4 protein-coding genes and 1 pseudogene are annotated in these 3,886 nt (G+C 62.0%); 3 read left to right on the top strand and 2 right to left on the bottom strand.

Annotated elements, in window-relative coordinates; genetic code table 11:
- The 3 genes and pseudogenes from E5W87_RS34425 to E5W87_RS34415 all read left to right on the top strand — a co-directional run.
- Nucleotides 1-273: pseudogene (locus E5W87_RS34425) on the top strand (copper-transporting ATPase); the annotation flags it as partial.
- Between the two features lie 43 nt (nucleotides 274-316).
- Complete coding sequence (locus E5W87_RS34420; protein WP_292408104.1) at nucleotides 317-703, top strand: DUF305 domain-containing protein; 387 nt, start codon at nucleotides 317-319, stop codon at nucleotides 701-703.
- 93 nt (nucleotides 704-796) lie between these two features.
- A complete protein-coding gene (locus E5W87_RS34415) occupies nucleotides 797-1,642 on the top strand; it encodes an aldo/keto reductase (protein WP_292408101.1) in 846 nt (281 codons plus the stop codon).
- Between the two features lie 233 nt (nucleotides 1,643-1,875).
- Here the strand turns inward: E5W87_RS34415 and E5W87_RS34410 are convergent, their stop codons facing one another.
- Together E5W87_RS34410 and mutS are read right to left on the bottom strand one after the other, a co-directional pair.
- Nucleotides 1,876-2,529, bottom strand: coding sequence for an outer membrane beta-barrel protein (locus E5W87_RS34410; protein ID WP_292408098.1), 654 nt, complete (start codon nucleotides 2,527-2,529; stop codon nucleotides 1,876-1,878).
- Between the two features lie 123 nt (nucleotides 2,530-2,652).
- The coding region (gene mutS / locus E5W87_RS34405) for a DNA mismatch repair protein MutS (protein ID WP_292408096.1) at nucleotides 2,653-3,886 on the bottom strand (1,234 nt) is incomplete at its 5' end.

The following is a 3,886-nucleotide window of genomic DNA, read 5'->3' as shown; positions in this document are numbered from 1 at the left end:
GTCGCGGTCGAAAGCGCTGGGATCACGCTGGTCAAGGGCGATCTCAACGGCATCGTTCGGGCCCGCACGCTCGCCCAGGCGACGATCCGCAACATCCGCCAGAACCTGTTCTTCGCCTTTCTCTACAACGTGCTTGGCGTGCCGGTCGCCGCTGGCGTGCTCTATCCGCTCACCGGCTCGCTTTTGTCGCCGATGATTGCGGCAGCGGCGATGAGCCTGTCCTCGGTTTCGGTCATCACCAACGCGTTGCGGCTCAGGACGTTGAAACTCTGAGCCAAGCCCCCAGATAGAAATTCGTTCAAAAAGGAGACAATGAATGACCTTGGCCAAGAAGATCGTGCTGCTGCTGATGGCGGCGGGAATGCTGCTTGCCGTTTTCCTCGAAAGCATTCCATCGCAAGCCCAGGAGATGAAACACGACATGGGCGCGATGGGCGCGCAAAGTCCCTCGACCGACGGCTACAAGGCGGCGATGGACAAGATGCACACCGCGATGATGGCGATCGAATATTCCGGCAAAGCCGATGTCGATTTCGCCCGCGGCATGATCCCGCATCACCAGGCAGCGATCGACATGGCCAAGGTCGAGCTTGCCAATGGCAAGGATCCGGAAATGCGCAAACTGGCCGAAGCGGTGATCGCGGCGCAGGAAGCCGAGATCAAGCAGATGCAGGATTGGCTTGCCGCCCATCCTGTGAAGTAGGCATCAGGCAGTCTGGAGGAAGTCCAGGGAAGGACTTTCGTCTGGATTTCTCCCGAAGGCTGTGCTGCCATCGGGCCTCGCCTGGAGCGCGCCATGCCGTCAACGATAAGAACCACCACATTGCCCTCGGGCGAAGCCGTTCCCGTGCTGGGTCAAGGCACGTGGAAGATGGGCGAGGATTTCAGCCGCCATGCCGATGAGGTCGATGCCCTGAAGCTTGGGCTCGATCTCGGTATGACGCTGATCGACACCGCCGAAATGTATGCCAGCGGCGGGGCCGAGGAGGTGGTGGCGGATGCCATTGCGGGGCGCCGCGACGAGGTGTTCCTGGTCTCCAAGGTGCTGCCGTCCAACGCCTCGCGCGCCGGCGTGCCGGCGGCCTGCGATAAAAGCCTCAGGCATCTGCGCACCGACCGCATCGATCTTTATCTGCTGCATTGGCCCGGCAGCGTGCCGCTGACGGAAACGGTCGAAGCCTTCGAGGCGTTGAAAAAGGCCGGCAAGATTCGCCACTGGGGCGTCAGCAATTTCGACACCCACGAGATGGAGGAACTGGTCAGCTTGCCGGGCGGCGGCAACGTTCAGAGCAACCAGATCCTCTACAATCTGTCCCAGCGCGGCCCCGAATTCGACCTTGCGCCATGGAGCCGGCAGCGCGGCATTCCGCTGATGGCCTATTCGCCGGTCGATCAGGGCATATTGGCGCGCAATGCCAAGCTCGAAGCCATCGCCGCCCGCCACGATGCGAGGCCGGCTCAGCTGGCGCTGGCCTGGGTGATGGCACAGGACGGCGTCATCGCCATTCCAAAGGCCAGCAAACAAGAGCATATCCGCCAGAATGCTGCGGCGCTCGACATCAAGCTCACCCCGGAAGATCTCGCCGACTTCGACCGTGCCTTCCCGCCACCGACCCGCAAGCGCGGGCTGCAGATGATTTGAGGATAGTAGCGGGGGTAAGGCCAAGGTCGGAAGAAAATCACGCCCTCGGTGTGTCGGCGATACACTGATTGGCGCGCGTCTCGGGAAGGGACGCGCGTGTTTGGCTTGGCGAACAATGAGCGATGAACAGCTTAGAGCGGTTCAGTTTTTGATAGAATCGCTGGCCCGCTCTAAGTATTTGTTTTTACGCAATTCCGGACGGAAAACCGCTCCGCACTTTTCCTGGAATTGCTCTAGAATTTCAGTCCGACGGCGATCCTGAAATCATGCGTCTGGAGCGTGTGTTCCAAGTTACATCCGCCATCACAGTAGCTCAGCGTCTTCTTGCCGAAGAACGAGAAGTCATACTCGCCGCGGAGGAAAACGCTATGGGTCAGAGCCACGTCAAGGCCAGCGCCGATGATGCCGCCGACGAGGGTCTTATCGCGCTCCGCCGGGCCGCCCGGCCAGAATGTCTTCAGTTCCGCAGCTGTCACGCCGGCCGTCACGAACGGCATATAGCGCCCCATGTCCATGCCGATGCGTCCCTTCAACGACCCAAACAGGCCCGTCGAGACATCCAGCGTCCCCGCACCGGGAACATCGTCGAAAGTCGATTCCTTGAAGCGATAGCCGATTTCGCCTTCGATGCCATAGACGACGTTGCCAGACTGGAAATTATAACCGGCAAAGCCGCCAACGGCCGCCGAGCCGACATCATGAGTGACGCCGTCGCCGATGTCGGGCTCATGGATCTTGTAGTGCTCCAGCGTTCCCGCACCGAAGACGCCGGCATAAGGACCTTGCCAGGTCCACCCAGGCGTTTCGACGGGCTCGATCGAATCGGCGGCGAGCGCCGGCGCACACAAGGCCAGTCCGAAAACGGCAGCAAGCAAAACGGATTTCATGAAAGTCCCCCTACAATTCTGTCAGGAGATCTAGTCTGGATAGCCTCCCTTGTATGTAGCGAAAAAGTCACACTACCACACCATTAGGTTGCGGCGAGCCAGGTCATAGTGGCTAGCCTGAGGCTACTTCCCCGCCATTCCTTTCAGCCGATAGAGCGCTTCCAGCGCCTCCCTCGGCGTCATCTCGTCGGGATTGATCGCACCGAGCGCGTCGCCGAGTGCATCGTTTTTCACCGGCTTGGGCGCTTCCCGCCTCATCGCCACCGAAAACAGCGGCAGATCGTCGACCAGCCCGTTTGCCTTGCCCGAAACCTCGCCCGCTTCCAGCTGGTGCAGCACTTCCCTGGCCCGCCCGACCACCGCTTCCGGCAGGCCGGCAAGCCGCGCCACCTGCACGCCATAGGAACGGTCGGCCGCACCTTTGCCGACCTCGTGCAGGAAGACGACGTCGCCCTCCCATTCCTTGACCCGCATGGTGACGTTGTGCAGTCGAGCGAGTTTGCCGGCCAGCGCCGTCATCTCGTGGAAATGGGTGGCGAAGATCGCCCGGCAGCGGTTCTTCTCGTGCAGATACTCGACCGCCGCCCACGCGATCGACAGGCCGTCGAAAGTAGCGGTGCCGCGGCCGATCTCGTCCAGAATCACCAGCGCGCGTTCGCCGGCCTGATTGAGGATCGCCGCCGTCTCGACCATCTCGACCATGAAGGTCGAGCGGCCGCGCGCCAGATCGTCCGAGGCACCGACACGCGAAAACAGCCGATCGACGACGCCGATATGGGCTGATGCCGCCGGCACGAAGGAGCCGGTCTGGGCGAGGATGGCGATCAGCGCGTTCTGCCTGAGGAAGGTCGATTTACCGCCCATATTGGGGCCGGTCAGCAGCCAGATCGCGCCGTTCTTGGCATCACCTTCCGGCGACAGATCGCAATCATTGGCGACGAACGGTCCTTCGCCCGAACGCCGCAGCGACTGTTCCACCACCGGATGCCGCCCGCCCGAAATTGCGAAGGCGAGGCTTGCGTCCACCACGGGCCGACACCAGGCCTCGCTTTCGGAGAGCAGCGCAAGTGCTGCCGACACGTCGAGCACCGCGAGCGCTTCGGCCCCGGCACGGATCTTGTCCGCCTGGCCGACCGCTTCCGCCGTCAGCCTGTCGAAGGCGGCAAGCTCGATCGCCAGTGCCCGGTCGGCGGCATTGGCGATTTTCGATTCCAGCTCGGCCAGTTCGGTCGTGGTGAAGCGCATGGCATTGGCCATGGTCTGGCGGTGGATGAAGCGCGCCTTCGCCCCATCGCTGCTCGTCATGATCGCATGGTGGTTGGCGGTGACTTCGATGTAGTAGCCGAGCACGTTGTTG

The sequence above is a fragment of the Mesorhizobium sp. genome, assembly GCF_004962925.1.
Lineage (GTDB): Bacteria > Pseudomonadota > Alphaproteobacteria > Rhizobiales > Rhizobiaceae > Mesorhizobium.
This window is presented reverse-complemented; position numbering and strand designations above follow the sequence as displayed.

Excerpts from the sequence above, each read along its gene's own strand:
- E5W87_RS34415 (WP_292408101.1), top strand. The coding sequence starts at position 797 with ATGCCGTCAACGATAAGAACCACCACATTGCCCTCGGGCGAAGCCGTT.
- E5W87_RS34410 (WP_292408098.1), bottom strand. The coding sequence starts at position 2,529 with ATGAAATCCGTTTTGCTTGCTGCCGTTTTCGGACTGGCCTTGTGTGCG.
- E5W87_RS34420 (WP_292408104.1), top strand. The coding sequence starts at position 317 with ATGACCTTGGCCAAGAAGATCGTGCTGCTGCTGATGGCGGCGGGAATG.